Origin of the sequence: Nostoc cycadae WK-1 (genome assembly GCF_002897135.1) — a bacterium.
In the GTDB taxonomy this organism is placed as follows: domain Bacteria; phylum Cyanobacteriota; class Cyanobacteriia; order Cyanobacteriales; family Nostocaceae; genus Nostoc_B.
Genome location: NZ_DF978434.1, coordinates 103,232 through 129,277 on the forward strand (window position 1 = coordinate 103,232; position 26,046 = coordinate 129,277).

Consider the following 26,046-nt stretch of genomic DNA (forward strand, 5'->3'; position numbering starts at 1 on the left):
TGAATCAAATTTTTCGTGAATTGGTATGACAGCATCCCGGAATCATATATCGCAAATTCAGAGGATTTGTTAGTTGTCAAGTTCATTTTTATCTGCGTTTATCCGCGTTCATCTGCGGTTAATTTTATCTAAATCTAATGCACAAAATTAGCTGTCTCAATATCAACCGTAGGGTAGGACGCAAAGAACTCAAAGAAAAAAATGGGGTAATTCTTTTTCAGAACTACCCCAAATCCAAATTTTAGATGATTACCGCAGTTGATTAAGCAAAGGCGGCAGTTTTCACATCATTATTTGCCAAGATTTCTTGCAATTCTTCGGCATCTACTGTTTCTTTATCAACCAGCATTTGGGCTAACTGATCCAGAATGTGACGGTTGTTGATTAACACTTCTTTGGCGCGGGTGTAGGCTGTATCTACGAGTTTCCGTACTTCTTCGTCGATAGCAGCAGCGGTTTCTTCGGAGAAGTCGCGCTCTGACATAATATCGCGTCCGAGGAACATATTACCTTGTTGACGACCCAGTGCAACAGGCCCTAAGCGATCGCTCATTCCAAAGCGAGTAATCATTTGACGGGCTACGCGTGCCACTTGCTGTAGGTCGTTAGAAGCACCTGTGGTTACTTCTTCTTCACCAAAGATAATTTCTTCGGCTAAACGACCACCTAATGCCACAGCCATCTGATTTTCCAGATAGGAGCGACTGTATAAACCAGTGTCCATCCGGTCTTCGCTGGGGGTGAACCAAGTTAAACCACCTGCACGACCGCGAGGAATGATACTAATCTTTTGTACTGGGTCATAGTCAGGCATCAATGCACCAACTAAAGCGTGACCAGCTTCGTGATAAGCTACCAAGGTCTTGCGTTTTTCGCTCATTACCCGGTCTTTCTTTTCTGGGCCAGCTAACACGCGATCGATGGCATCATTGATTTCATCCATCGAAATTTCGGTTAAGTTGCGGCGTGCTGCCAAAATTGCTGCTTCGTTCAGCAAGTTGGATAAATCTGCGCCAGTGAAACCAGGGGTACGACGGGCGATTTTATCCAAGTCCACATCTTTAGCTAAGGTTTTGCCACGGGCGTGAACTTTGAGGATTTCGCTGCGTCCGGCGTAGTCAGGACGGTCTACTACAACTTGACGGTCAAAGCGACCAGGACGTAATAAAGCTGCGTCTAATACGTCGGGACGGTTGGTAGCAGCAATGATGATAATACCAGTGTTACCTTCAAAACCATCCATTTCGGTGAGTAACTGGTTGAGGGTTTGTTCCCGTTCATCGTTACCACCGCCTAAACCAGCACCTCGTTGACGACCAACTGCGTCAATTTCATCGATAAAGACGATACAAGGAGCGTTAGATTTAGCTTGTTCAAATAAATCACGGACACGGGAAGCACCCACACCCACGAACATTTCCACAAATTCGGAACCAGAGATAGAGAAGAAAGGTACACCAGCTTCCCCAGCTACAGCACGAGCCAGTAAGGTTTTACCTGTACCTGGAGGCCCTACTAATAATACTCCTTTAGGAATTTTGGCACCGACGGCGGTAAAGCGATCGGCGTTTTTGAGAAAGTCTACAACTTCATTTAATTCAAGCTTGGCTTGGTCAATCCCAGCAACATCACCAAATGTTACTTGAGTTTGGGGTTCCATTTGCACTCGCGCTTTGGATTTACCAAAGTTCATGGCTTGGCTACCAGGGCCACTTTGAGCGCGGCGGAGTAAGAAAAATAAACCAACTAACAGCAGTACAGGGAAGAATAAACTGCTTAGTGCCTTAAACCAAAAACCTTCATCAGTTTGAGGCAATACAGAAATATCAACGCCTTTAGAGGTGAGAGTGTTAATTAAGTCGGGGTCGTTAACTAAGGTGACTTTAATCTGAGTTCCGTCCTGAGATTTAACAATCGCTGTCGAACGATCTGCACTCACCCTAACTTGTGTAACTCTACCTTTTTCAACTTCTTGAATAAATTGACTGTAGCGCCATGTTTGTGTGTTTTGTGGTTGTTTGTCAAAGAATGCTGTTCCCAGCGCAATGACAACAATAAACAGTAGCGCGTACAGCCCCGCATTTCTCCATCTTTTATTCACTAAGGTCTATCTCCTGTATATTCTGTGCTTTCGCGGAGCGTCTCTGTATGAGAGGGCATTATTAAGAATTATGTTAACTTATTTTAAGGTATACCAAAATGGTACGGTTGTCATGCTAAAAAGCCTCCTGATTTGCTGAAAATTGAGATGGTGGGGATTATATTGTAGCGACCCTGAAGCTTGCTCGACGGTATGAATGGGGATAATTTCCATCACACTATTAGTGTAGGCGATCGCTTCAAATCCCGTGACTAACTCAGGTGTCCAAGGTTCTTCTCGTACTTGTAGCTTTTGATTTTGCAGCCATTGAATAATTTGCGATCGCATAATTCCGGGTAAAATCCCTACATCCAAGGGCGGTGACCACCACAAACCATCCCGCCATCCCCAAAGATTACCAGTCGTAGTTTCTAACCAATTCCCCGCCCTATCAACTAAAATCGCTTCCTCGGCTGCTAAAGCTTGCACACTATTTTTAGCTAACCAAGCACCTAAATAATTACCTGTTTTATGAGAAGGCAAGTTGCGATAAAATTCTGGTTGTGCAATGGCGCATTTCACCCCATTTTGTTGTTTTTTTGTTAAATCTGCTGGTAAATTTCTGCCAATTATCCATTCCCTACCATCAGGAAACAAGGTAATTCTGAGAACGGGGAAATGTTGGATGAGAATTTCTGCACCTTGATGTATCCGCTGCCAATCTGGTTGTTGCCAAGTAAAGGCTTGTAAACTTAACTGGAGGCGATCGCAGTGTGCCTGCCAGTTAGTTAAACTACTATCGAGAGAATTTTCATAAACTCGCAATGTAGTAAACACCGTTGCACCATAAAGCAACCCAGGATCATTAATATCTAATTCCAGGGTTTGAGACTCAATTAATTTGCCGTTATACCAATAAATAACTTCACCACCTTTCAATAAAGACTCAGCGTACCCTTTGCGTTTACCTCAGCGCCACTCTGCGTTTAAGAATTTTCCTCTAATTCTCCAGTGTCCGGCGAGTTCAGCCAATGACCAAATTCTGCCAGAAAGGAATCGTTTAATATTGCTTGGCGAATCTTTTGAGTAAACCGAATCAGTTCGGTGATATTGTGAATGCTGAGTAAGGTGTAAGCTAAAATTTCTTGCGATCGCACCAAATGAGAAATATATGCCCGACTAAAATTTTGACACGCATAACAAGGGCAAGTTTCATCCAATGGTGTGAAATCTTCACGAAATTTAGCATTTTTTAAATTCCAGCGTTCGCCTTGCACCATTGCTGTACCATGTCTTGCCCAACGAGTCGGGATAACGCAATCAAATAAATCTATCCCAGAAGCGATCGCGATCGCCATTTCTCGGTAAGTTCCCACACCCATCAAATAGCGGGGCTTTTCTGGTGGTAACAGTGGTGCGGTGGCTTGGACAATCTGCGCCATCAATTCTGCGGGTTCGCCCACACTCACGCCACCAATAGCATATCCAGGCAAATCTAACTTAGCTAACGCTACAGCCGCCTGAGAACGCAAATCTAAATACACTCCCCCTTGCACAATTCCAAATAAGGCCTGATCTTGGCGTTGATGGGCTGCTATACAACGTTCTAGCCAACGGTAAGTTCGTTCAGTAGCCGTTTCTACTTCTTGGCGCGTCGCGGGGTAAGGCGGACATTCATCAAATGCCATGATCACATCGGCCCCTAAAGTATTCTGAATTTCTATAGAACGCTCTGGTGTTAAATTGATAATCTGTCCATCATGGGGTGAGCGAAAGGTTACACCTTCTTCAGTAATTTTTCGCATCTCGCTCAAGCTGAATACTTGAAAACCACCAGAATCAGTGAGCATCGGCCCATCCCAGCCCATAAACTTATGTAACCCACCACCGCCAGCTACAATTGCTTCTCCTGGTTGCAGATGGAGATGGTATGTGTTTGACAATACCATCTGTGCGCCAGTATCTTTTAACTGGGCGGGAGTGACTGTTTTGACATTAGCCAGTGTCCCCACAGGCATAAATTTTGGGGTTTCCACAACACCGTGGGGCGTTAAGAATATCCCGGCTCTAGCTTTTGTTTGGCTACAACGAGCTAAGGATTGAAAAGAAAAATTCTTGGTCAAGGTAAAAGATTAGACGATTTCACTAAATGATTGTCATTTGTCCTTTGTCCTTGGTTATAGCAATTATTAATAGTCTTGGTTTATAGGAGCGCAAAACTTTGTGCCGCTACTAATGACAGATGACTAATGACAGATGACAATTCTAAAACGAATCAGAGCAGTCATCATCAATTTCTGCATCCCATTTGGCAGAGAGAACTTGTTCCATCATCGCTTCAATCGCGCTGACGTTGAAGGTTTTCTCCCGACGTTCTTGTAAAGGGGTAGTAAGGGGAATGAGCCGTAAACACATACCTTCTTGCATCAAATCGAAACAGGTTTCTTGTGGTGAGGACTGTTTCAGTTCTATGTAATCAAAACTATAAACATTTAAATAAAGCGCGCTGTTAGCCACTAAGGTAGAACGTTGCGGATTAGCGAATACTTCTATGACATCTCCTTCACCCTCGCTCACTACCTTTTCTCCGTGGGTGTATATGTAGTGAACTCGACCTAAATCAGAAAGTAATCGCCGCATATCGAGCTTATTCACAATCACGCCCGTGTCAACAATGCACGGAGCAGGTATCCTGGTGTCGGGTAGATGATGACTCATAGGAAATTTAAGGAGTGAGAAAAGGCGAGAACACAGCTAAAAATATTAAATGAATAGCTTAATTAGTTCCCTACATTTAAAAAATATCAATTTTGTGGTGCGATCGCTTCAATACTCTCGATCTAATTTACTAGCTAATGAATACACAAAATTTCTTGCTAGTATTACCTTGTTAAATTTGTTTTTTTATGTTATTATTGTGGGCTAAAAAATTAGCTCTACGAGTCCAGCATAGCAAAATTTTTTAGAAGAGTCTGTAAACTAATAGCTATCTTATCCAAAGCTTTAAACTTTTCTACTAGTGGTTGTACCACAGTAATCAATATTATCCCTGAAATAGCCATTAAGAAAATGTAACTAATATGACTAAGTTTTCTCAGTGGTGGAAATCACCTCTGGATACTCTAATTGCAAGTGTAATATTTTACAGTGTTATTCCTTTTCCCTATATTCATGGCTTAGATTTTCGGGGAGTTTCTCGCTTTGCTCCAATCGTTGGGTTACTCATTGGAGGAATTTTAGGGCTGTGTGACACTGGTATGATTTATTTAGGTATACCAGTATTAACTCGCAGTGCTTTAGTTGTGTGTATTTGGATAGCTTTGACAGGTGGATTACACTTAGATGGTGCAATGGATACAGCTGATGGTTTAGCTGTGGGGAATCCAGAAAAACGACTAGAAGTCATGGCAGATAGCGCTACAGGGGCTTTTGGGGCAATGGCAGCGATCGCCATAGTATTATTAAAAACATCAGCCTTAACAGACATTGAAGCTCACCGTTGGTTAATATTAATAGCTGCTTGTGGTTGGGGGCGCTGGGGACAACAACTAGCCATATTGCGATATCCTTACCTGAAACCGACTGGTAAAGGTGCATTTCACAAAGAAGCCATTCGTTCCTACAAAGATATTATTCCCGGACTGCTGTTGTTGTTAAGTTTGAGTGGTTTGCTGTGGTTGATATACAGCCAAAACCTCTTTCTCGCACTAGCAATGATACTTGCAGGAAGTGCGATCGCTTGGCTCACGGGCGTATGGTTTAATCACAAATTAGGAGGACACACAGGTGATACCTACGGCGCAGTCGTCGAGTGGACAGAAGCCTTATTTCTCTGTGTGTTAACTGTTTTTTAGTGAGACAAAAATGCAATCTAACTACTCAGCACTTTACTTAATTGGTTGCAGTTTTGTCACCTTCAGTTTAAAGTTACCCACTCCCGTTTCCCCAAAAGACCGAACACGAATAATATATATTCCTGTTTCGTTGATGCGGGTAAATAGTAGAGAGTTGCTAGTACCATCGGGGCCGTCATCGTTTTCGGCCACGGTTGAGCCATCTGGTGCTAACAGGGTAATGATACAGTCAAAGTTTTCCGAAGATAAATCAACCGCCAGATTATCACCTTTATTCAATTTAACTGTGTAGTCACGGGCGAATCCACCCTGTCCTGTGGGGATATCTTTTTCTGAGAGTGTATCAGAAAGTTCAGTGAGATTAGTTAAAGGAATTGGACTGTACAACTTACTTTGAGCTAATGCTGCTGTTGTACTGATACCAATTGCCAGAAAAGTAGTAGGAACAATGATGAATCTTCTTAAACCTGCTGTAAAAGCTTTACTCATAATCTCCGGCAGTGTTGCCACACACAAGGTATTCGCTTAATTATAGATTTGTCATAGATGACTCGCCTATGAACTAGTATGTTGGTCTTTGATGGCGATCGCAACTGCCGCTAACCCCAAAACTTTAATTCCAGACTGATGAAGTATTTGTACGGCAGATTTGGTGGTAGAGCCAGTAGTGTAAATATCATCTACTAACAATACTGAAGTACTGGGACAGCGATCGCGAAACTTTTTACCAACTACAAAAGCTTCAGCTAAGTTTTTTTCGCGTTCAGACACAGATAAACCAAACTGTGCTTGAGTTTCTCGTACTCTTTCTAAACCGTTGACGCTTAATTTTAACTTAGTTGTTTGGCAGAAGCTTTCGGCAATTAACGCCGCTTGATTGTAACCACGTTGCTTTTGCTTTTGCGGGTGCATGGGTATAGGGACGACGATAAGTTGAGTATGGCGCTGAGGTGAGTGTAATAACCATGCTTCGCCTAACCATGTACCTAACATCCGAGCAATATTTGACTGGTTTTCATATTTCATCACAGCGATCGCTCGTTTCAAACTACCACCATATACACCCCAACCAAATACTGGTATTGCACCTTGCCATGATATGCAGGGGTTTTTCTGACCGCAGTTTTGTAATTGTCTGGCACAGTATTGACACAAAGTATCAGATGTATTTCGCTGACACAAAGGACAATGAGATTGTAAAAATAGGTTGAGCAAACCTTGAAGATGATGAGTCCAACTGGGCATGGAGAATTAGCCTAGATATTTAACATACACGCGATCGCACCGTGCAGTTTCCACACCTATTTCTGGTAGATAACCACTGCTTTCGTATAACTTGACTGCTTCTACTAATATGCTGGCGGTTTCAATCCAAATTTGCTGAAAACCACGGGTAGCAATTGCTGCTTCTAGCTGTTGTAACAAATATTTGCCCAATCCTATACCTCTGACACTGGGTAAAAGATACATTTTACGGATTTCCACAGCTTTTTCCCCCCGATTGATGGGGTAATAAGCCCCAGTACCTACAATTTGGCTTTGGTGTTCAATAACCCAAAACTCGCCGCCTGTTGCTAAGTAACATTCTTCTACTTGCAACACATCTCGGTCAGCACCTTTGGGTTCCCAACCCAAACCGTATTCTGATAATACATAACTGATCACTGCGGCCGCTCTGGTGCGATCGCCCTTCTCCCAGTTACGAATTAAGAAATCTCGATAATGTTCTCTCATTCCGATGTGTGGGTTAGGTTTAAACAGAAAAATTTTCTGGATATATATCCCAATTTACCCACTAGATCGCTATTCTGGCAGAAACAATATCACGAGATACTCTGAAATGTATGTATTTTGCCCTGACTTCAATTTTTCATCTCTAAAGCAGAAGTTTGTTTGTTTTGCAGAACTTCAGTAGCTTTTTCCGCCGGAAGCGGTTTATAGAACAAATAGCCTTGTACATCTTCACAGTGAATAGATTTCAAAAAATCTAATTCTTCTTGCTTTTCTACACCTTCAGCTGTGAGTCTTAGGCCTAAGTTACGTCCCAAGGTGACAATTGCCTTCACAATATGAGCTACTCGCACATCTGTGGTTAACTCTTGAATAAAAGAGCGATCAATTTTCAGGTTGTGCAATGGGAGAAGTTGCAGGCGTGAAAGCGAAGAGTGTCCTGTCCCAAAGTCATCGATGGAAAGATGAACACCCATTTGTTCTAAATTATGTAAAACATTTCTGGTAAATTCTAAATCGGCGATCGCTGTTGATTCCGTAATTTCTAATTCTAAAAACTTGGCATCTAATTCTGTCTCTGTGAGAATTCTGGCTACATCTTCTACCAATGTAGATTGGCGAAACTGTTTAGGTGAAAGATTCACAGCCACAGTTAAAGGCGGCAATCCTGCTTGTTGCCAAGCTTTATTTTGCAGACAAGCTGCTCGTAATACCCATTCACCAATGGGAATAATTAATCCACTTTCTTCAGCCAGAGGAATAAACACATTTGGCGCTATTAGCCCCATCTCTGGGTTTTGCCAGCGTACTAGAGCCTCCATCCCAGTGATTTGTCCTGTCAAGATGTTTACACGGGGCTGATAATATACGATTAATTCTTCCCGTTCTACGGCATAGCGCAAGCTTTTTTCTAAATTTAGCAGTTCTGGAGTTTTGGCACTGAGGGTAGTTGTATAAAACTGATAATTATTTCGGCCTAAATCTTTGGCGTGATATAAAGCTGCATCTGCATGTTGAATCAGAATTTCTGGATTATGGCTGTGTTCATCAAACAAAGCAATGCCAATGCTGGCACTGATATAAAGTTCATGTCCATCAAAACAAAACATCTTTTGTAAGGCTTGCAAGATTCTTTGGGCTACTTGGTCTACCTCGTCTAGATAATTAACTCGTGGGAGCAAGATTGTAAATTCATCTCCTCCCCAACGTGCCACAGTATCTCCTTCTCGCAGAGATTCTTTTAGCCTTTGCGCCACAATTTGTAATAATTCGTCTCCCAATGTATGACCTAAAGTATCATTAATCACTTTAAAGCGATCTAAATCGAGAAACATCACAGCTAAACTTTCACAATTGCGTGTTGCGTTTGGTAGAGCTTTAGCCAACAGTTCATTAAATAGTAAACGGTTGGGTAATCCAGTCAGCATATCGTGGAGTGCTTGATGGCGAATTTTTTCCTCTACTTGTTGACGCTGCCATGCACCGCTAATACTAGCCGCCATTGTCAATAAAGTTGATTCTTCATGTCTTGACCACAGACGCTCTTGAGAACAGTCTGCTAAACCAAGGCAACCCCAAAACTCATCTTCTAGTCGTAAGGGGACTAAAAGTAAAGATTTAATTCCATCCCTGTCCAGTAGCTTTTGTTCAGCTATGGGAAATTCTTGGATAGTACCACTAATAGATTGTCCGCAGGAAAGAGTCGCATACCAACGCGCCAGTTCCGAAGATTGATAAAGCTGATTTTGCCAGTGAGAGCGAGAGGAGGTAAAGTTAGTTCGTGTCCATTCAAATTGCAGGCTGAGAGCCATTTCTCCTGTATCTAAGTGGAGATGGTTTTTAAATAAATAGGCGCGATCAGTCTTCGCTGCTTCTCCTAAAACAGCTAGAACTTTATCTATGCCAGTTTCGTAATTCATTTCCACTAGCAAGTAATTTGCGGCTTCGGCTACTGCTTGTAATAGGCGATCGCGTTGGCGTAATTCAGCTTCGGCTTGCTTCTGCTCTGTAATATCCCTGACGATAAAAGTTCTAATTAAGTCACTTTCAGGTAAGTAATGGATACATTGTTCAAAAACTTCCTGCTCAACTGTGATCTCGCGGGAAAAAGAATTTATCTTTCTATCCTCTACCGCATTGAGCAATCCTGTCAGCACAGGATGCTTGTTACCAATTTCTCGAATCTTGGGGAATTTCACCGATGCGGCTGGATTGAGATATGTAATTGTTCCCCCTAAATCCATTTCGATAATTGGGTTGGGGATGAGTTCAGGGAAAGATGCTAGGCGTGCGAGAGCCGTTTCACTGGCCGCTTCAAAATTAGGATCAACAATCAAAGTTTGAAACGGATTGGCAACATTCGCCTGTTCTAATAGAAAATCAGATATGTTTTCAATATCCCCACTTTCTGAAAAAGCCTTTTCGGAAATATAAGAAATTGCATAGTATTTAGCCTGGACTTGATTATTGCCAAAGGCAATTACGTCTCCATGTTGAAGATTATGGGAGACGCATTTCATCCCATTTACATATAAGCCATTGGTACTGGATTTACCCTTGAAGTTACCATCAATAATCCGAAAGCCATACTGGTCGGTTTCTGGAAGCGTGACCCGTAGTAAAATCGCATGTTGTCTAGATACTGAACGAGAACGCAGCACGATCGCATTTCTCGAATCTCGACCAATGGAATAAGTGGTTTCTTGAAGTGGGATAGTTCTTTGTCCTTGCAAGTCTTGGACAACCAATAGGTGACGTATTTTCTCCCACTCATTTCCTGGCATTGCTCTTCCTCAAAATCTCATATCCTGGATTGAATGCTGAAAAATTCTACTTGTAGTCACTTGCTTTCACTTTCATACTTTCTCAAATATCTAGAATAAATTTAAATGTATAGTATTTTACACAGTGTAAATACTTATTTTATGAGGTAAGGCTAATTTTACTTACCTCAAGATGCTTTTTTCTCACTTCATTAAGATACATTTATAGAAAAAAAGACTTAGTGAAATCACTGAATTATAAATTAATATTTGACTGTAATCCTAACCTAATTTTTTTGTAACATTGTTGAGAGAGGTTTGCCAATCTCAGTTGTTTTCTCTTGAAAACCACCAGCATAGTTAATTACGCAGATAGTTTTGTAAGTTTTATGATTTCCGTAAGCAACGCCACTAACTTTAAATGCAGAGTTAAAGATGTTTTTGCGATGTCCGCGTGATGGTACTCCATCATCAATAATTAATTGCATGACAATATCTTGGGCTGTATTAGGGCCATAACTAATATTTTCAGCCGCAGTTATCTGCCATTTACCATAGCGATTAATGCGCTCAAAAGGACTACTACCATCACTACCATAATGACCTGTATTGCCTTTATCACCTTGGTCTTTTACATGAGCTTTTGCTGCTAAAGACATCCCTCTAGATACACTTAACGCGCCGACAGGACGTGCTGATTTGAGAAATACGATCGCCTCATCAACAGCTTTGCTTCCTTCTTGAGTAATTAAAAAAGAATTTTGTGACAGTCTCAGCTTTTTACCATGAAACTGTTTTTTATAATTTTCTAAAATGGGAATATATGCCTTGGGATTTTGTCTAACTTTATTAGTTTCTTTTATTACTTCTTGTTCTATAAATGAAATATGATTTGTTTTGGCTACTAAATATAAACTAGATTCTTCATTCAACATTAAAATAGGTTCTGCTAAAGATGCTCTATATTGAAAAATTTGATTATAACAAATAGTAACTAAAATACTGATGATTAAGACTGCTAAATTCATGTATTTCACAATTGTTGCATAACTCATATATATTGTATTTTTTACAACGTGTCACCCTGAGAGATATGCAATCAGCCAAGTATAATAAATTATTTATATTACTGAGATAAATCGCACATAGCGAAAGTAAATTTTTTCTGTCTGTTCTCCTGCATATTTGTCTCAAACTTAAAGTGAAACCGTATTACACCCATTCTGAGGTTACGGGAAAATTCGGGAATTACGCCAAAGCTGCATCTGAGTTTGACAGCAGTCTAATTGGTAAATCAGGTAAAGTAAAGATAAGTAAAGAAAGCGCGTTAATCATAAATGGCAGCTCTACCCTTACAGGAAATTTCTGCTCAGTTAGAAAGTTCAAATTTACGCGATCGCATGGTTGCACTGGCCAGTCTGCGCGATGTCCCGGCTGAAGATGCAGTACCTTTAATTAAAAAGGTGTTGGATGACGATTCTTTGCAACTGCGCTCTATGGCAATCTTTGCCTTGGGAATCAAGCAAACTGATGAATGTTATGCAATCTTAGTCAGAATTTTGCAAACAGACCCCGATTATGGCATTCGTGCAGATGCTGCTGGTGCATTGGGATATTTAGGTGATGTCAGAGCTTTTGAGGCACTAGCCAGAGCATTTTATGAAGATACTGATTGGTTAGTCCGATTTAGTGCAGCTGTGGCTTTAGGTAATCTTAAAGACCCACGCGCTCGTGAAATTCTCTTGCAGGCTTTGGATAGTAAGGAAGCGGTTTTACAAGAAGCTGCAATTTCTGCACTTGGGGAAATTGGCGACTTAGCAGCAGTTGATAATATTCTCAAATTTGCTCAATCGGATGATTGGCTAGTTAGACAACGGCTGGTAGAAGCCCTAGGAAATCTGCCCACGCCTAAGAGTATCTCGGCTTTAAAATATTTAGAGAAAGATAGTCATCCCAACGTTTCTGAAGCCGCAAGAATCTGCCTCAAGCGAATTGAAGAAAAAGGCAAGCAAGCATAAAATTTCCTTCTCCTGCTACCTTTTAATAATAAGAGGGACTTTTAGTATTTTGATGCAGGGTAATTTCATTTATGAATATTGAAGAGTTTTTTGAGTTAAGTGCTGGTAAATGGTTTTCTCACCGTACTAGCCACCATTTAGCATTTAAACAGTCTGAAGATGGCAAGTCAGATATTGTAATTGAGATGTTGGCAGCAGATCATCCAGAAGTGATTCAACTATGTCAGCAGTACGAAGTCAACCCCATTGAAGCTTCCTGTGGTGCGAGAGTTACATGGAACGGCACAATGGAATGGGATGAAGAGAAACACACAGGTTCGACTGTGTTAGTTACTATACCCGATGCTGATAATCCCAGTGAAGGTAAGTTACTCCGCGAAATGGGTTATGCAGAAAAAGCCCCTGTCGCCGGGCGCTACAAGATGGGTAGTGATGACGCATTAACCTTAACCACAGAGTACGAAACTATGTGGTCAGAAGAACGTCTGTGGTTTGCCAGTCCCAATTTAAGAATGCGCGTCAGTATTCTTAAACGCTTTGGCGGTTTTAGTATGGCTTCCTTTACTTCGGAAATTCGGATGGGTGGTAGTCCAGCAGCGGCAAAAGCAGCTGAAGTTAGTAATTCAGCTTCTTAACAGAGATAGGAGGTAGGATAATCTTCCCTACCTTCTCCCTACTATCCTAAATTTGCAGTAAGTTAGCGATCGCCTGTGGTAATGGCAAAATAATGATAATTAATAAAGCCATCGCCATTAATCCTAAAATGTCACGTCCATTATCCAATTCAGTGACATCGTTCAAGGCAGGTTCATCAATCAAAGGCATAAATAATAAAATTATCGCCCAGACAAAAAATTCTGACTGTACCAAAGAAAGTAATAGCAGTAATAAGCGAGCTATTTGACCAATTACTATCGCTGTGCGTTGCCCAAACATAGCATGAACAATATGACCACCATCTAGTTGTCCTACGGGCATTAAATTCAAGGCTGTGACAATTAATCCTAAAAAACCAGCCACAGCTAAGGGATGCAAATCAATAGCAGATTTAGCCGTTAACTGACTACCCAAAGCCACCTTGGAAAGTAATGCTAATAAAATTGAATATTTCGGATTAAGTGCATCTGGATTGAGAATTCCTGTTTTGTCCGTTAAAGGAACTATCTCAGAATGGGCTAAACCCCACATTAAAAAGGGTAATGTTGCGAAAAATCCCGCAATTGGCCCAGCAATACTGACATCAAATAAAGCTTTACGGTGAGGAATTGGACTACGCATTTGAATAAATGCGCCGAAAGTCCCCAAGAAAAAAGGCATGGGGATAAAATATGGCAGAGTTGAACGAATTTTGTAGAACTTAGCTGTCAAGTAATGACCAAGTTCGTGAATGCCTAAAATTGTGATTAACCCCAAGGAATATGGCAATCCTTCTAAAAAAATATTTGGATCAGCCTTCAAGGTTGTGAGGTCAACACCAGCAATTCTCGCTCCCACAAAGGTGGTAGTCAAAATAGTTGTAATTAGTAATAGAAGTGCTATTCCTGGTCTGGTTAACTTTTCTGGTTTGTTTTTATTGACGGCTTCAGCCGCCTGTGAATTAGGTACTAAAACAAAGAAAGGTTTGCCATTCAGCCCTTCTTGAAAGATAACTAAAAAGCGATCGCCAAATTCTGATTCGATGTTGGCTTTAATTCGCTGGTAAGCTTGCAGGGGTGTCGTTCTTAACTGCCCTCGACAGATAATAGCTTGGGGTCGATACTCAAGATTTTGAATATAGTATACAGACCAGGGAAAACAATTTCGTAGCTGGCTTTCTTCGGTAGGTTCAATGGGACGCACTGGCACTGGTTCTGCGGTAGGATGGATAGCCGATTCTAATTTAGGAGCTTGGGGTTCAGTTTGCTTATTTGTTGGCGCTGTTCGCCCCCATTGAAACAACAGCCAGTATAACAAAAGACAAACAATAGAAGACCCCATAATTAATGACGGTGGCGGAGGTTGTTTGATTCCATATCTCACTGTCCATCCGGTCAATAGTAATGCTGGTGTCATTAACACTAGCCATAACAACCAAACAGGTGTGCGTGTAATGCCAATAGCACTGCGTTGCACCATCAGATAAGTAGCTAGTCCCAGTAGGAGGAGAAACCAAAAAGTCATGTGTTCTTTAATAATTTGGAAAAATATCCCACTAGTAGTGTCAGCACCACAGCCATCACCACAAAGCAGAATCTAAAACCCTAATTTTTAACAATAGTTAACTATTTAGGGTTAATTTTTTAGTACCAATTTGCCCAATGATTGCAACAGATGAATTGCTCAAAAGCTTAGAAAACAACTGTTTGACAATCTGAAATCCCAATGATATCGGCATTTCAACTCTGTTACTAAATTTTTACCACTCCTCATTGTTATTGAGTTTTTCTCATGTGTTCCTTACCCCAACAGCCCAGTCATACAGCTAAGTCCCCACGTCCTGTGCTAGATAGCATTTTTGCTTTTCCACCAAATCGGGACACCTTGGGAGGAACCTCCTATTTCATTGTAAGAAATGAAGGGAATATCCTCATCGATTGCCCTGCTTTAGATCAAATGAATCTGGATTTTTTGCGATCGCATGGGGGTGTAAGGTGGTTGTTTATCACTCACCGTGGTGCTATTGGCAAAACACCAGAATTTCAGCAAAATTTGGGTTGTGAGATTTTAATTCAAGAACAAGAAGCCTATTTATTACCAGGCTTAACCGTTAATCACTTTTCTCAAGAAATTACTCTCACTTCTACAGTCCAAATTATTTGGACACCAGGCCATTCTCCTGGCTCGTCTTGCCTTTATTACAGCGAATTAGGCGGTGTTTTATTTTCTGGTCGCCATTTAGTTCCCAATCAGCACGGTGAACCAGTCCCGTTACGCACGGCTAAAACCTTTCACTGGTCTAGACAACTTAAAAATGTGCAATCTTTACTAGACCGCTTTACTCCAGTCACTCTTGAGTATATTTGTCCCGGTGCGAATACAGGTTTTCTCAGAGGTCAGCGGGTTATTGACCAAGCATACAAGCGGCTGGCTGTATTAGATTTTCCAACTTTGTTGCAGTTACAACCGATTTTGTAAATTCTGAGTAGGAAGTTGGAAATTTCTACTTCCTACTCTCGGTTCTAGGCTTTAGCACCTACAGTTACTGCATTTTTCGCTAATATTTCGACGGCGGCTTGATATTGCAAATCTGCTTCTGTGGCTATTTCTTCGCGGGTAATAGGCTGTTGGGTAACTACTTGATCTGGCTTAATTCCTAATTTGTTAATATCTCGATGTTGCGGAGTTTCATATTTGGCTATGGTAACTGCCAAGCCAGCACCATCGGATAATTCAAATAAAGATTGAATTAAGCCTTTACCAAAAGTAGTTTCGCCTACTAATTTAGCTCGGCCATTGTCTTGCAGTGCGCCAGCGAGAATTTCACTAGCACTAGCAGTTCCTTGATTGACCAAAATGACTAACGGATCTTTTGTCAGTGACGGGCCAAAGGCTTCAAAACTGCCTTGAATGCCTTGGCGATTAACTGTGTAGACAATGGTGCCAGAATCTAGCCATAGCCGAGCAATTTCAATCCCAGCTTGTAAAAGTCCCCCTGGGTTGTTGCGTAAATCTAAAATATAGGCAGCAGCACCTTTTTTCTCTAGACTATTAATGGCGTGGGCTAACTCCGTAGAAGCGTTGGCATTAAATTGAGTCAGGCGAAGATAACCAATGGATGTACCTTGAGGATAAGTCCGCAATTGGGCAATAACTGGGTTGAGTTCAATGCGATCGCGCATGATACTAACTTCTCTGGATGCCTCTCCTTCGCGTTCAATCAACAGTGTTACTAAACTGCCAATGGGGCCACGCATTCTGGCAGCTGCCTCATCCAAAGTCAAGTTTTCTGTAGAAAATCCTTCAATTTTGAGAATGCGATCGCGCGGTTTAATGCCTGCTTTATCTGCTGGTGAACCTTCAATCGGTGATACTACTTCTAGTTGACCTGTATGAGGATTGAGGGCAATTTGCAAACCAACTCCAGTTAATTCTCCAGAAGTATTGACCTGCAAGCTGCGGTACTGTTCTGGATCTAAGAAGCGGGTAAAAGGATCATCTAAGCTCTTGAGCATAGACTGAATCGCCGTGTAAGCTGCTTCTGTGCTAGTTAGAGGCTTTTCTAGAGCTTTTTGTCTAACTGCTGCCCAGTTTTGATGATTAAATGTTTCATCTAGATAAGAGCGATTGACAATGCGCCAAACTTCTGAAACGAGCTTTTGCTCATTGGTCAAAGCTGTGGCGGTGGGAATAACTCCACCAATCGCTAAACAAAACGCCAAAAATAACGACAAACTTACCCGAAAAACGTACTTTTGCATGAACCCCATTTTCAATTCCACCTGAACCCAAATTGTATCGAACTGCCCAGTTCTCTTGTTGTTGATGAAATCTATCTCTCGACTATGTTACTTTTTTTATAGAAGTAGTGCATTGCTCTCATCAAATTGTTAAGCAATCTGTGAGTACACAAGGCACTCTACAAACGATAAGATCTACTTTGGAACTGGCATCTTAAGTGTTTGGTTGCAAAGAGAACGCCATATATTTCATATTTACAGAGTGTTAAGTTGCTGAAAACGCTAATCACTCTGAACAGCAAAAAAACCAAACAAACAACCTTTTTGTGAAAATCCCAAAATTGCCAATTGGGAGATTGATCAACCGCAACCGATTTTTAGGAACTTGAGATTGTATGGCCAACGTTTACGACTGGTTTGAGGAACGCTTGGAAATTCAGGCGCTTGCTGAAGACGTAACAAGCAAGTACGTACCTCCCCACGTCAACATTTTTTACTGTCTGGGTGGAATTACTCTGGTTTGCTTTCTCATCCAGTTTGCTACTGGATTTGCCATGACGTTCTACTACAGACCAACAGTTGCAGAAGCTTATGCTTCTGTACAGTACATCATGAACGAAGTAAACTTCGGTTGGCTGATTCGCTCTATCCACCGCTGGTCTGCCAGCATGATGGTGTTGATGATGATTCTGCACGTCTTCCGAGTTTACTTGACTGGTGGTTTTAAAAAGCCCCGCGAATTGACCTGGGTAAGTGGTGTAATCATGGCTGTGATCACCGTTTCCTTTGGTGTAACAGGCTACTCTTTACCTTGGGATCAGGTAGGCTACTGGGCTGTGAAAATCGTTAGTGGTGTACCAGAAGCAATTCCTGTAGTTGGGACATTGATTTCTGACTTGTTGCGCGGTGGTTCTAGTGTTGGTCAAGGAACCTTAACTCGTTACTACAGCGCCCACACTTTTGTTTTGCCTTGGTTAATTGCAGTCTTCATGCTGTTCCACTTCTTGATGATTCGCAAGCAAGGTATTTCTGGGCCTTTGTAATCTCATTGTTTGTTCAGCCAAAATGTGAACAGGCAATAGCTGTTTCCAGAGAAAGTTGTTTGTTTTAAACTGATGGACAATTAGATATGGTATATCAGCAAGAAATCACAGACACTTTTACTGAGAAGCAAAAGCTACTACCTTGTCTCAGATAGCAAACGGCTAACATCAATGCTTTAACTGAAATTCAGCAGGAGAGCGCATTTAAACATGGCAACGCAGAAAAAACCCGATCTGAGCGATCCTACGTTAAGAGCTAAACTTGCCAAGGGTATGGGTCACAACTATTATGGTGAACCCGCTTGGCCTAATGACCTACTTTATATATTCCCAGTTGTGATCATGGGATCTTTTGCTTGTATTGTGGCTCTAGCTGTGCTAGATCCAGCAATGACAGGTGAACCAGCAGATCCTTTTGCTACACCACTGGAAATTCTGCCAGAGTGGTACTTGTACCCTGTATTCCAAATTTTGCGATCGCTTCCTAACAAATTGTTGGGAGTTTTAGCAATGGCTTCCGTACCCTTGGGGCTAATTCTCGTTCCCTTCATTGAGAACGTGAATAAGTTCCAAAACCCCTTCCGTCGCCCAGTTGCAACTACAGTATTTCTGTTTGGAACTCTCGTAACTTTGTGGTTGGGTATCGGTGCTGCTTTACCTTTAGACAAATCCTTGACCTTGGGACTTTTCTAAATTAGATTAGTTACCGAAAAGTGCTTTGACGCTTGTAAGTTTCAGTAGCATGTAAAAGGGTATGGGTGGTAGTTAAAACCACTCATACTCCCCAAAACATGCTAATGAAACAGTCAACAAGCGTCAATTTTAGTAATCCAGGTAGCATCTGAGATTTTTAGTTTTGAGTTATAAACAATAGCCAAAGTGTTGAGGAAATTTAACTCTGTCCCCTAACATCACAGCTATACCAAAATTCAAAGTCTCCATAATTCAACTTGTAAAAACATTTTTATTGAATAATCAAGTCACGGTCAATGCTGAGAATGGTGGAGCGAGACCATCTGACTGTCAGGAGCGAGCTTCCGCTCTTAAATAAAGTTCAACAATGGTTTGAACAATTTTGTCTGCAATATTTATTTCAACGTGGTTGGTCAGACAACCAACTCTATCGACTCAATTTAGCATTAGCAGAGGGCTTTACCAACGCAGTTCGCCACGCTCATGAGGCTTTACCGCCGGAAACAACTATAGATATTGAAGTTAGTCTATGGGTTGACCGAATGGAAATTAGAATTTGGGATCATGGCCAACCTTTTAATCCTGATGCGATCGCCGAGCCAAAACCTGGTACTCCCCAAGAAGGAGGTTATGGATGGTTTCTATTGAGGCGTTTAACTGATCGGGTGGTTTATGAACGTAGTCCAGATGAGAGAAATTGTCTGTTAATTATCGAGTACAGTCACCAATAAATTGCCCGAAAAGACAAGGGAATTGCTCACTACAGCAGAATTCAGGCTGCGCTGTGATCGTCAGCCGAACGGAGCCAGGAGTCAGAATCTAGAAGTAAAACAGCCTTGATGTCTGGCTTTTAGTAACTGGAAATCCACTTTCAGTAAAAATTTGTGTATAAAAAAAATACTTCAGTTGAGTAAAGTCAGCATACGATTGAGGTGATGCTTTTGCTAAGATTTGGCAGCAGCATAGAGATTACTCAGGCTGTGAAAGAGTGAAACTTATCTATAAATAAAAACGTAAATGCTGACTGATGTAATGGGAGAAAACCCGAAAGCTAGTAAAAAAGTTAACGAAACTCCTCACCATGTCTTCGTTTTTATAGAAATTTTTGCCTGTGAAGGTGGAATTCAATCTTATGTAAAAGATATTTTTCAGGCTTATGGGGAATTGAACGCCGGGTATAAGACAGATGTATTTGTACTGCGGGATAGCCCTGACTGCTCAAATCCTTTTGAGTCTGATAGTTTAAAGTTTCATTATTTTAAAAATCAATCTCCACAAATAGGCAGAATTGCTATGGCTGGGGCTTTGTTAAAGTTTCTCTTACAAAAACGCCCCCAACATATTTTTTGTGGTCATATTAAACTTGCAGTATTAATCCAAACTCTTTGTCAGCCGTTGGGTATTCCCTACACAGTCCTCACCTACGGTAAAGAAGTTTGGGAACCTTTGAAAAGTCAAGAACGCCGCGCCCTCGCCGCTGCCAGCGAAATTTGGACAATCAGCCGCTACAGCCGCGATCGCGCTTGTGCGGCGAATGGAATTGACCCCAAAAAAGTGAAAATGCTGCCTTGTGCAATTGATGGTGATAAATTTACCCCTGGGGCAAAACTACCAGAATTAGTAGAAAAGTATGGCTTGACAGATGCTAAGGTCTTGATGACAGTAGCACGTCTGTGGTCGGGAGATATTTACAAAGGTGTTGATGTTACAATTCGGGCGCTACCTACAATCGCTCAGGTTTTCCCTGAAGTCAAATATTTGGTGATTGGTCGTGGTGATGACAAACCTCGATTAGCCCAGTTGGCGAAAGATTTGGGTGTCAGCGATCGCGTTGTGTTTGCTGGTTTTGTTCCTACAGAAGATTTAATAGCCCATTACCGTCTAGCAGATGCTTACATCATGCCTTCTCAAGAAGGTTTTGGGATTGTTTATTTAGAAGCAATGGTTTGTGGTATCCCAGTTTTATCTGGTGATGCGGACGGTTCCGCTGACCCCTTACAAGATGGTAAGCTAGGCTGGCGAGTTCCACACCGCGATGCTGATGCTGTTGCCGCAGCCTGCATAGAAATTCTGCACAAGCACGACCAACGCTGTGATGGAAAGTGGTTGCGAGAACAGGCGATCGCTCATTTCGGTATAGCAGCTTTTAGACAGCAGCTATTGGCTTTAGTTAAAGGTCAATAGTCAAAACATATTTACAAATGACGAATGACAAATGACCATTGACTGCCTCTAAACTCGCTATCCTAGAAAGAGAGCAAGACAGTAATTAAAAAATGAGCTTTAACAATTCTCAATTGAATCTGGTAAATCTCCGCCCTTTGCTCACTTTATTAGCAGTTATCTGGTTGCTAGGTTCATTGGGCTTGGGTTGGTTAGTGAAGTCTGTATTTATTCTTTTTGCATTGCTGTCACTAGCACCTGTAGTTGCATTCTTTGGGTTTCGCTGGTGGCTGCAACGTAACTTAGTGGTTGACAAGTGTCCTGTTTGCGCCTACGAATTTACTGGTTTAAATAATAGCCAATTACAATGCCCTAATTGTGGAGAACAGCTATCAGTTCAGAAAGGTCACTTCCAGCGCTTTGCTCCAGAAGGCACAATTGATGTGACTGCGGTGGAAGTACAAGCTAAATCATTAGAAGATTAACAGGACTTACGCAAAAATAACGTAACTTCGTCATTACGACCGATAGGGAAGTAATCTCCCCTAATGCTGAGATTGCTTCCCTACACTTCGTTCCGGTCGCAATGACATTATCAGCGTTGCGTAAGTTCTAATTAATACAAAAGTATTTAGGAGTCAGGATTCAGAATGAGATTCTCGATGACTGGCGAATGAATAGAATTTAACTTTGGAAGAGATTACTTAATGATTAGAGGTTAGCACTTGATTGCTAACCTCTAATTTAATTTACAGCAGAGTCAAGAGCCTATTTTGATTCTGGCTCCTGGTTCTGCTGTAGTTAATGGGTTTAACTGGCCTTAGCCAACCTACCTTCAATCTCTGATGCTTGTACTGCACCAGTGTAATCACCAGTATTGATCACTAAGAAAGGCGTACCAGAGATACCTAAGTCATTGGCTAGTTGGAGGTCTTTTTCAACTGCTGTCTTCGCCAGCTTGCGATCGCTCTCAAATTTCGCTAAATTGAGATTCAATTTTTTAGCAATATCCACATACAAAGTTTCACCTAGTTGCTTTTGATTTTCAAACAAAGCATCATGGTATTCCCAGAACTTACCCTGTTGTTTCGCCGCCCAAGCTGCTTGCGCTGCTGGTAATGCTTCTGCATGAACTCCAGTCAAAGGAAAATTTTTATAAACCAATGTCAGATTATCTTTGTGTTTGTCTACTACTGACTTCAGAGTTTTATGTACCTCAGCACAGTAGGGACATTGAAAATCTGAGAATTCTACTAGCACAGTTTTAGATTTAGCCGCGCCAGTTGTTGGTGAATCCCCAATGATATCTTCAGGATTAGTTTTTAAATCATCTAAAAAAGCCTGTTGTACTTTCTGTAATTTCTCTTGCTTGCCCAGTTGATACTCTTGTAGAGCATTGATCACGAATTGTGGATTGTTACGGATAATTTCTAAGACTTGCTTTTCGAGTTGGGAATTAACATCGGTAGCTGCTTGTGCAGGTAATGTCCAGCCTAAGACTAGACAAAGCAGGCAGACGATAACCCAGGTACGTAAATACTGAAATAATTGTCGCATATCAAAATACTGAAAGTGATCTAGCACTATTTAAGTATTACCTACTGTATCTAAAGATAAAAAGTAGGGGAATGTAAATATTCCTTGTTGAGATAAGTGAGGATTAAACAGGGTTGCAGCCCGGTGATCTTTCTGGAATAGTTATCTTGATCTGGATTTTCTACTTAATTAAAAATTAAGGATTACCTATGATGACTTGGATAACTCATCCAATTTTGAATTTTAAATTTTGGATTTTGGATTGAAAATCTTGATTTCTAAACTATTTCATAAGTTTGCAATAAGACTACTTATCGGATGTCGGTATCAGTTGATATTTTGGTGATAATTTTCCAGGAACTAGCAATATAGTTGTGCTACTCCATTACTGCTTGATTTGATTGAAGTTGTCGCATCCTGTCACTTTATTACTCATAAAAAGTCTATAATGCCGTGTGACACGGCATCATAGGGATGAATACGTGCATGAACATTTAGCAAGAACTAGAGTGAATTTATGGGTAAGCAGCGTGTGCTGTCAGGAGTTCAACCAACTGGTAATTTGCATTTGGGTAACTACTTAGGTGCAATTCGCAACTGGGTAGAAGTCCAAGACCAGTATGACAATTTCTTTTGTGTAGTAGATTTACACGCGATTACTGTACCGCATAATCCAGCGTCTTTAGCTGCTGATACTTACACCATCGCAGCACTTTACCTGGCCTGTGGGATTGATTTAAACCACTCCAGTATCTTTGTCCAATCCCACGTTTCCGCACACAGTGAACTTGCTTGGCTGCTTAACTGCATCACTCCCTTAAACTGGCTGCAAGATATGATTCAGTTTAAGGAAAAGGCTGTTAAACAAGGAGAAAACGTGAGTACAGGTTTGTTAATCTATCCTGTACTGATGGCGGCAGATATTTTGCTTTATCAAGCTGATAAAGTACCTGTGGGTGAAGACCAAAAGCAACATATTGAACTGACACGAGATATTGTCAACAGATTCAATCACCAATTTGCTAAGGATCAACCAGTATTGAAGTTACCAGACCCGTTGATTAGGAAAGACGGCGCAAGGGTGATGAGCTTGACAGATGGGACGCGGAAAATGTCCAAGTCTGACCCATCAGAGTTAAGTCGCATTAATGTGTTAGATCCACCAGAGCAGATTGCCAATAAAATTAAACGGTGCAAAACTGATCCTGTAAGGGGTTTAACTTTTGATGACCCAGAACGGCCAGAGTGTAATAACTTGTTAACGTTGTATATGCTGCTGTCTGGTCAGACCAAAGAAGTAGTAGCTGCGGAATGCCAAGATATGGGTTGGGGACAATTCAAGCCGTTATTGACAGAAACAACAATTAATGCGTTAAAACCAATCCAAGAAAAATATCAGGCAATTATGGATGACAAGAGTTATCTGGAGTCTGTATTGCGTGATGGACGGGAAAAAGCGCAAGCGATCGCAAATCAAACTTTAACGCAAGTAAAATTGGCTTTGGGCTACTCATTGCCTTTGTAGACGCTTTGAGGTGTGATTCGTTATACCCTGGAAGAATCCCAGACTATTAAAGTGTATGTATCACACCCATAGCCCTACTGTGAGTTTATTTCAGAAGGCTGCCCAAGCAGGTGAATTTTTAGTAACTGCTGAGGTAGCACCCCCAAAAGGGGGAAATCCGGCTCATACAATTGAAATGGCGGCGACTCTTAAGGGGAGAGTTCATGCTGTCAATATTACCGATGGTAGCCGTGCTGTGTTGCGGATGTCGTCGCTGGTGGCTTCAGCGATTTTATTACAAAACGGGATTGAGCCAGTTTGTCAGATGGCTTGCCGCGATCGCAACCGTATAGCCTTACAAGCCGACTTGATGGGCGCTCATGCTTTGGGTATTCGTAACATCTTAGCTTTAACAGGCGACCCAGTAAAAGCAGGCGATCACCCTGATGCAAAAAGCGTATTTGATTTAGAATCTGTAAGATTATTGCAATTAATTCAAAAAATGAATCAAGGGGTTGATTGCAACGATAAACCCTTGACCGATGGTGCAACAGATTTATTTGTCGGTGCAGCCGTAGATCCACAATGTGGCAGTTGGTCAGGTTTGCAGAGTCGATTTGAACGCAAAATCGCAGCCGGAGCGCAATTTTTTCAAAGTCAATTAATCACTGATTTTGAAAGACTAGAAAAGTTCATGGATAAGATAGCTTCTGTACATAACAAACCAATTTTGGCAGGAATTTTTCTGTTGAAATCAGCGAAAAATGCCCAATTTATTAATAGGTGTGTGCCGGGTGTAAATATACCTGAACATATTATTGATAGATTAGCCAAAGCCAAAGATCCACTAGAAGAAGGTGTCAAAATTGCTGCTGAACAAGTACAAATAGCAAGGCAATTGTGTCATGGTGTCCATATTATGGCAGTCAAGCGGGAAGATTTGATTCCTAAAATTTTGGACTTAGCGGGTGTTGAGTCAGTTGAATTAGTTGTAGCGAAGTAAATCAAGTTAGGCGATCGCATTTCTTCTTTGTCGGAGAGTGCGATCGCTCGATAGCGTATTTTGCGTAAATGAGGTACAAGCATCAAACCCAAAATCATTTATAGCAGTTATATGTAACATCTCTACAGCATTCTATGAATCTGCAAACTGCTTTTGTGGTGAAGTAAACTTGATTGAGTAATAATATTACAACTTCATGTCATAGCGACAGAAACTTGTGTTCTAACGACAGAATGTTTATTAGATAATACTGTTGATAAGCGATCACACTGATTTTTAGTGTTTACAAAGCGAATCGTAGAGAAGAATTTAAAATGTAGGTTGGGTGAAACGAAATGGAACCCAACCATATCAGAAATTTTGGATGTTGGGTGGAGCGATCGCTCTACCCAACTTACTTTTCTACAATAAAATTAAGAATGGTGCAGTCAAATCCTTGCACAACTTATTTTTGACTTTAAACTTTAGAATTGCTCGAAGGTTCGGTATGGCTCAAATCTTAGTTGAAAATTTAGATCCAGTGATTCTAGAAAAACTAGAAAATCTTGCCAAACAGCACGGAAGATCATTGCAAGAAGAATTGAAACACATCCTCCAACAAGCCGCAGAAACAGTAACAAATTACCAAATTGGCGGCGATATGCAACAAGCGAGAGATGCAGTAGCACGCGCTCAGATAAGATATGCAAATAAATTTTTCAGTGACAGTGCTGAACTTATCCGTGAGGATAGAGAACGGTGAGCCGATATGTTTTAGATGCCAGCATTGCTATAAAATGGTTTGCGCCGGAAATTTACTCTGATGTTGCTAGACGTTTACTAGCAAGTAATCATACTTTTTTAGTTCCAGATTTTTTCTTCGCAGAAGTAACAAATGTCTTGTGGAAACGGGTACGTCGCGGCGAAGATACTGCTGAAAATGCAAAGCAAACTTTGGCAGATTTAAATGCAGTTCCTGTAGAAATTTACTTATCTCAGCCATTGATGCCACTTGCTTTAGATATTGCCCTGCAAAGCGATCGCGCAGTATATGACAGTTTATATCTAGCCCTGGCAATTTCGCAAAAATGTGAGATGGTGACGGCAGATGAGAAATTTTACAACGCGCTGCAAAATACTGCTTACATGAATAATCTTCTGTGGGTGGAAAATATTTAAACTTAGATACAAACTACGTAGGTATAGGATTGTAAAATTAAACCAGAAGTAAATCCACTATATAGAATCAGGGTCAATACCTAATTCTTGCAGTTTTGCGGCCAAGCGATCGCTTGTTATTTTTT

Annotated in this window: 25 protein-coding genes; 13 read left to right on the forward strand and 12 right to left on the reverse strand. The window is 41.2% G+C overall.

Annotation, left to right across the window (positions count from 1 at the left end; genetic code table 11):
* Positions 1-262: 262 nt before the first annotated feature.
* The 4 genes from ftsH3 to NCWK1_RS20230 all read right to left on the reverse strand — a co-directional run bounded on the left by ftsH3 (position 263) and on the right by NCWK1_RS20230 (position 4,798).
* A complete protein-coding gene (gene ftsH3, locus NCWK1_RS20215) occupies positions 263-2,101 on the reverse strand; it encodes an ATP-dependent zinc metalloprotease FtsH3 (protein ID WP_103125939.1) in 1,839 nt (612 codons plus the stop codon).
* Positions 2,102-2,179: 78 nt separating this feature from the next.
* A complete protein-coding gene (locus NCWK1_RS20220) occupies positions 2,180-3,001 on the reverse strand; it encodes an aminotransferase class IV (protein ID WP_103125998.1) in 822 nt (273 codons plus the stop codon).
* A 65-nt stretch (positions 3,002-3,066) separates the two neighbouring features.
* Positions 3,067-4,203, reverse strand: a complete 1,137-nt coding sequence (gene tgt / locus NCWK1_RS20225; RefSeq protein ID WP_103125940.1) for a tRNA guanosine(34) transglycosylase Tgt — start codon at positions 4,201-4,203, stop codon at positions 3,067-3,069.
* A 142-nt stretch (positions 4,204-4,345) separates the two neighbouring features.
* Complete coding sequence (locus NCWK1_RS20230; RefSeq protein WP_096578585.1) at positions 4,346-4,798, reverse strand: hypothetical protein; 453 nt, start codon at positions 4,796-4,798, stop codon at positions 4,346-4,348.
* 362 nt (positions 4,799-5,160) lie between these two features.
* On the opposite strand from NCWK1_RS20230, the gene cobS reads away from it, so the two are divergent.
* The gene (gene cobS / locus NCWK1_RS20235; RefSeq protein WP_103125941.1) at positions 5,161-5,934 is read left to right on the forward strand and encodes an adenosylcobinamide-GDP ribazoletransferase; all 774 of its coding nucleotides are present in this window, start codon (positions 5,161-5,163) and stop codon (positions 5,932-5,934) included.
* Between the two features lie 33 nt (positions 5,935-5,967).
* Here cobS and NCWK1_RS20240 read toward each other — a convergent pair whose 3' ends face one another.
* From NCWK1_RS20240 to NCWK1_RS20260, 5 genes are all read right to left on the reverse strand, one after another.
* Positions 5,968-6,423, reverse strand: coding sequence for a PPC domain-containing protein (locus NCWK1_RS20240; RefSeq protein WP_096578581.1), 456 nt, complete (start codon positions 6,421-6,423; stop codon positions 5,968-5,970).
* Positions 6,424-6,489: 66 nt separating this feature from the next.
* Positions 6,490-7,179, reverse strand: coding sequence for a ComF family protein (locus NCWK1_RS20245; protein ID WP_103125942.1), 690 nt, complete (start codon positions 7,177-7,179; stop codon positions 6,490-6,492).
* Positions 7,180-7,185: 6 nt separating this feature from the next.
* Positions 7,186-7,668, reverse strand: coding sequence for a GNAT family N-acetyltransferase (locus tag NCWK1_RS20250; protein ID WP_096578577.1), 483 nt, complete (start codon positions 7,666-7,668; stop codon positions 7,186-7,188).
* Between the two features lie 128 nt (positions 7,669-7,796).
* Positions 7,797-10,448: an EAL domain-containing protein gene (locus NCWK1_RS20255; RefSeq protein WP_103125943.1), complete on the reverse strand. Its 2,652-nt coding sequence runs from the start codon at positions 10,446-10,448 to the stop codon at positions 7,797-7,799.
* Between the two features lie 266 nt (positions 10,449-10,714).
* Complete coding sequence (locus NCWK1_RS20260; RefSeq protein WP_245894956.1) at positions 10,715-11,482, reverse strand: CAP domain-containing protein; 768 nt, start codon at positions 11,480-11,482, stop codon at positions 10,715-10,717.
* 282 nt (positions 11,483-11,764) lie between these two features.
* Here NCWK1_RS20260 and NCWK1_RS20265 point away from each other — a divergent pair, with 282 nt between their 5' ends.
* Together NCWK1_RS20265 and NCWK1_RS20270 are read left to right on the forward strand one after the other, a co-directional pair.
* Positions 11,765-12,445: a HEAT repeat domain-containing protein gene (locus NCWK1_RS20265; protein WP_096578573.1), complete on the forward strand. Its 681-nt coding sequence runs from the start codon at positions 11,765-11,767 to the stop codon at positions 12,443-12,445.
* Between the two features lie 71 nt (positions 12,446-12,516).
* Positions 12,517-13,080 carry a phycobiliprotein lyase gene (locus NCWK1_RS20270; RefSeq protein ID WP_103125944.1) on the forward strand — a complete coding sequence of 188 codons (564 nt, stop codon included), beginning with the start codon at positions 12,517-12,519 and terminating at the stop codon, positions 13,078-13,080.
* Between the two features lie 46 nt (positions 13,081-13,126).
* Here the strand turns inward: NCWK1_RS20270 and NCWK1_RS20275 are convergent, their stop codons facing one another.
* The gene (locus tag NCWK1_RS20275; RefSeq protein WP_103125945.1) at positions 13,127-14,605 is read right to left on the reverse strand and encodes a site-2 protease family protein; all 1,479 of its coding nucleotides are present in this window, start codon (positions 14,603-14,605) and stop codon (positions 13,127-13,129) included.
* Positions 14,606-14,872: 267 nt separating this feature from the next.
* Between NCWK1_RS20275 and NCWK1_RS20280 the strand changes: the two genes are divergently transcribed.
* On the forward strand, positions 14,873-15,559 hold the full coding sequence (locus NCWK1_RS20280) for an MBL fold metallo-hydrolase (protein WP_103125946.1): 687 nt from the start codon (positions 14,873-14,875) through the stop codon (positions 15,557-15,559).
* A 44-nt stretch (positions 15,560-15,603) separates the two neighbouring features.
* Here the strand turns inward: NCWK1_RS20280 and ctpA are convergent, their stop codons facing one another.
* Complete coding sequence (gene ctpA / locus NCWK1_RS20285) at positions 15,604-16,851, reverse strand: carboxyl-terminal processing protease CtpA (protein WP_103125947.1); 1,248 nt, start codon at positions 16,849-16,851, stop codon at positions 15,604-15,606.
* Positions 16,852-17,216: 365 nt separating this feature from the next.
* Between ctpA and petB the strand changes: the two genes are divergently transcribed.
* The 5 genes from petB to NCWK1_RS20310 all read left to right on the forward strand — a co-directional run bounded on the left by petB (position 17,217) and on the right by NCWK1_RS20310 (position 21,205).
* Positions 17,217-17,864, forward strand: coding sequence for a cytochrome b6 (gene petB / locus NCWK1_RS20290; RefSeq protein WP_096578563.1), 648 nt, complete (start codon positions 17,217-17,219; stop codon positions 17,862-17,864).
* A 210-nt stretch (positions 17,865-18,074) separates the two neighbouring features.
* On the forward strand, positions 18,075-18,557 hold the full coding sequence (gene petD, locus NCWK1_RS20295) for a cytochrome b6-f complex subunit IV (RefSeq protein WP_015115194.1): 483 nt from the start codon (positions 18,075-18,077) through the stop codon (positions 18,555-18,557).
* A 296-nt stretch (positions 18,558-18,853) separates the two neighbouring features.
* Positions 18,854-19,288 carry an ATP-binding protein gene (locus tag NCWK1_RS20300; protein WP_096578561.1) on the forward strand — a complete coding sequence of 145 codons (435 nt, stop codon included), beginning with the start codon at positions 18,854-18,856 and terminating at the stop codon, positions 19,286-19,288.
* 286 nt (positions 19,289-19,574) lie between these two features.
* A complete protein-coding gene (locus tag NCWK1_RS20305; protein ID WP_103125948.1) occupies positions 19,575-20,741 on the forward strand; it encodes a glycosyltransferase in 1,167 nt (388 codons plus the stop codon).
* A gap of 92 nt (positions 20,742-20,833) precedes the next feature.
* Entirely contained in the window at positions 20,834-21,205 is a 372-nt protein-coding gene (locus tag NCWK1_RS20310; RefSeq protein WP_015115197.1) for a hypothetical protein, read from the forward strand.
* 325 nt (positions 21,206-21,530) lie between these two features.
* Here NCWK1_RS20310 and NCWK1_RS20315 read toward each other — a convergent pair whose 3' ends face one another.
* Entirely contained in the window at positions 21,531-22,277 is a 747-nt protein-coding gene (locus NCWK1_RS20315) for a DsbA family protein (RefSeq protein WP_103125949.1), read from the reverse strand.
* A 496-nt stretch (positions 22,278-22,773) separates the two neighbouring features.
* Here NCWK1_RS20315 and trpS point away from each other — a divergent pair, with 496 nt between their 5' ends.
* The 4 genes from trpS (at position 22,774) to NCWK1_RS20335 (ending at position 25,921) form a co-directional block, all read left to right on the forward strand.
* Complete coding sequence (trpS, locus tag NCWK1_RS20320) at positions 22,774-23,781, forward strand: tryptophan--tRNA ligase (RefSeq protein ID WP_103125950.1); 1,008 nt, start codon at positions 22,774-22,776, stop codon at positions 23,779-23,781.
* Between the two features lie 55 nt (positions 23,782-23,836).
* Positions 23,837-24,763 (forward strand): methylenetetrahydrofolate reductase, encoded by a 927-nt coding sequence (locus NCWK1_RS20325; protein WP_103125951.1) that lies wholly within the window; start codon positions 23,837-23,839, stop codon positions 24,761-24,763.
* Positions 24,764-25,088: 325 nt separating this feature from the next.
* Complete coding sequence (locus NCWK1_RS30240) at positions 25,089-25,505, forward strand: FitA-like ribbon-helix-helix domain-containing protein (protein WP_245894957.1); 417 nt, start codon at positions 25,089-25,091, stop codon at positions 25,503-25,505.
* Entirely contained in the window at positions 25,502-25,921 is a 420-nt protein-coding gene (locus NCWK1_RS20335) for a type II toxin-antitoxin system VapC family toxin (protein ID WP_103125952.1), read from the forward strand. Before NCWK1_RS30240 ends, NCWK1_RS20335 begins: the two co-directional genes overlap by 4 nt.
* The last annotated feature ends 125 nt before the right edge of the window (positions 25,922-26,046 follow it).

Coding starts and splice junctions, on each gene's coding strand:
- NCWK1_RS20230 (WP_096578585.1), bottom strand. CDS start 4,798: ATGAGTCATCATCTACCCGACACCAGGATACCTGCTCCGTGCATTGTT.
- cobS (WP_103125941.1), top strand. CDS start 5,161: ATGACTAAGTTTTCTCAGTGGTGGAAATCACCTCTGGATACTCTAATT.
- NCWK1_RS20240 (WP_096578581.1), bottom strand. CDS start 6,423: ATGAGTAAAGCTTTTACAGCAGGTTTAAGAAGATTCATCATTGTTCCT.
- NCWK1_RS20245 (WP_103125942.1), bottom strand. CDS start 7,179: ATGCCCAGTTGGACTCATCATCTTCAAGGTTTGCTCAACCTATTTTTA.
- NCWK1_RS20250 (WP_096578577.1), bottom strand. CDS start 7,668: ATGAGAGAACATTATCGAGATTTCTTAATTCGTAACTGGGAGAAGGGC.
- NCWK1_RS20255 (WP_103125943.1), bottom strand. CDS start 10,448: ATGCCAGGAAATGAGTGGGAGAAAATACGTCACCTATTGGTTGTCCAA.
- NCWK1_RS20260 (WP_245894956.1), bottom strand. CDS start 11,482: ATGAGTTATGCAACAATTGTGAAATACATGAATTTAGCAGTCTTAATC.
- NCWK1_RS20265 (WP_096578573.1), top strand. CDS start 11,765: ATGGCAGCTCTACCCTTACAGGAAATTTCTGCTCAGTTAGAAAGTTCA.
- NCWK1_RS20270 (WP_103125944.1), top strand. CDS start 12,517: ATGAATATTGAAGAGTTTTTTGAGTTAAGTGCTGGTAAATGGTTTTCT.
- NCWK1_RS20275 (WP_103125945.1), bottom strand. CDS start 14,605: ATGACTTTTTGGTTTCTCCTCCTACTGGGACTAGCTACTTATCTGATG.
- NCWK1_RS20280 (WP_103125946.1), top strand. CDS start 14,873: ATGTGTTCCTTACCCCAACAGCCCAGTCATACAGCTAAGTCCCCACGT.
- ctpA (WP_103125947.1), bottom strand. CDS start 16,851: ATGGGGTTCATGCAAAAGTACGTTTTTCGGGTAAGTTTGTCGTTATTT.
- petB (WP_096578563.1), top strand. CDS start 17,217: ATGGCCAACGTTTACGACTGGTTTGAGGAACGCTTGGAAATTCAGGCG.
- petD (WP_015115194.1), top strand. CDS start 18,075: ATGGCAACGCAGAAAAAACCCGATCTGAGCGATCCTACGTTAAGAGCT.
- NCWK1_RS20300 (WP_096578561.1), top strand. CDS start 18,854: ATGCTGAGAATGGTGGAGCGAGACCATCTGACTGTCAGGAGCGAGCTT.
- NCWK1_RS20305 (WP_103125948.1), top strand. CDS start 19,575: ATGCTGACTGATGTAATGGGAGAAAACCCGAAAGCTAGTAAAAAAGTT.
- NCWK1_RS20310 (WP_015115197.1), top strand. CDS start 20,834: ATGAGCTTTAACAATTCTCAATTGAATCTGGTAAATCTCCGCCCTTTG.
- NCWK1_RS20315 (WP_103125949.1), bottom strand. CDS start 22,277: ATGCGACAATTATTTCAGTATTTACGTACCTGGGTTATCGTCTGCCTG.
- trpS (WP_103125950.1), top strand. CDS start 22,774: ATGGGTAAGCAGCGTGTGCTGTCAGGAGTTCAACCAACTGGTAATTTG.
- NCWK1_RS20325 (WP_103125951.1), top strand. CDS start 23,837: ATGTATCACACCCATAGCCCTACTGTGAGTTTATTTCAGAAGGCTGCC.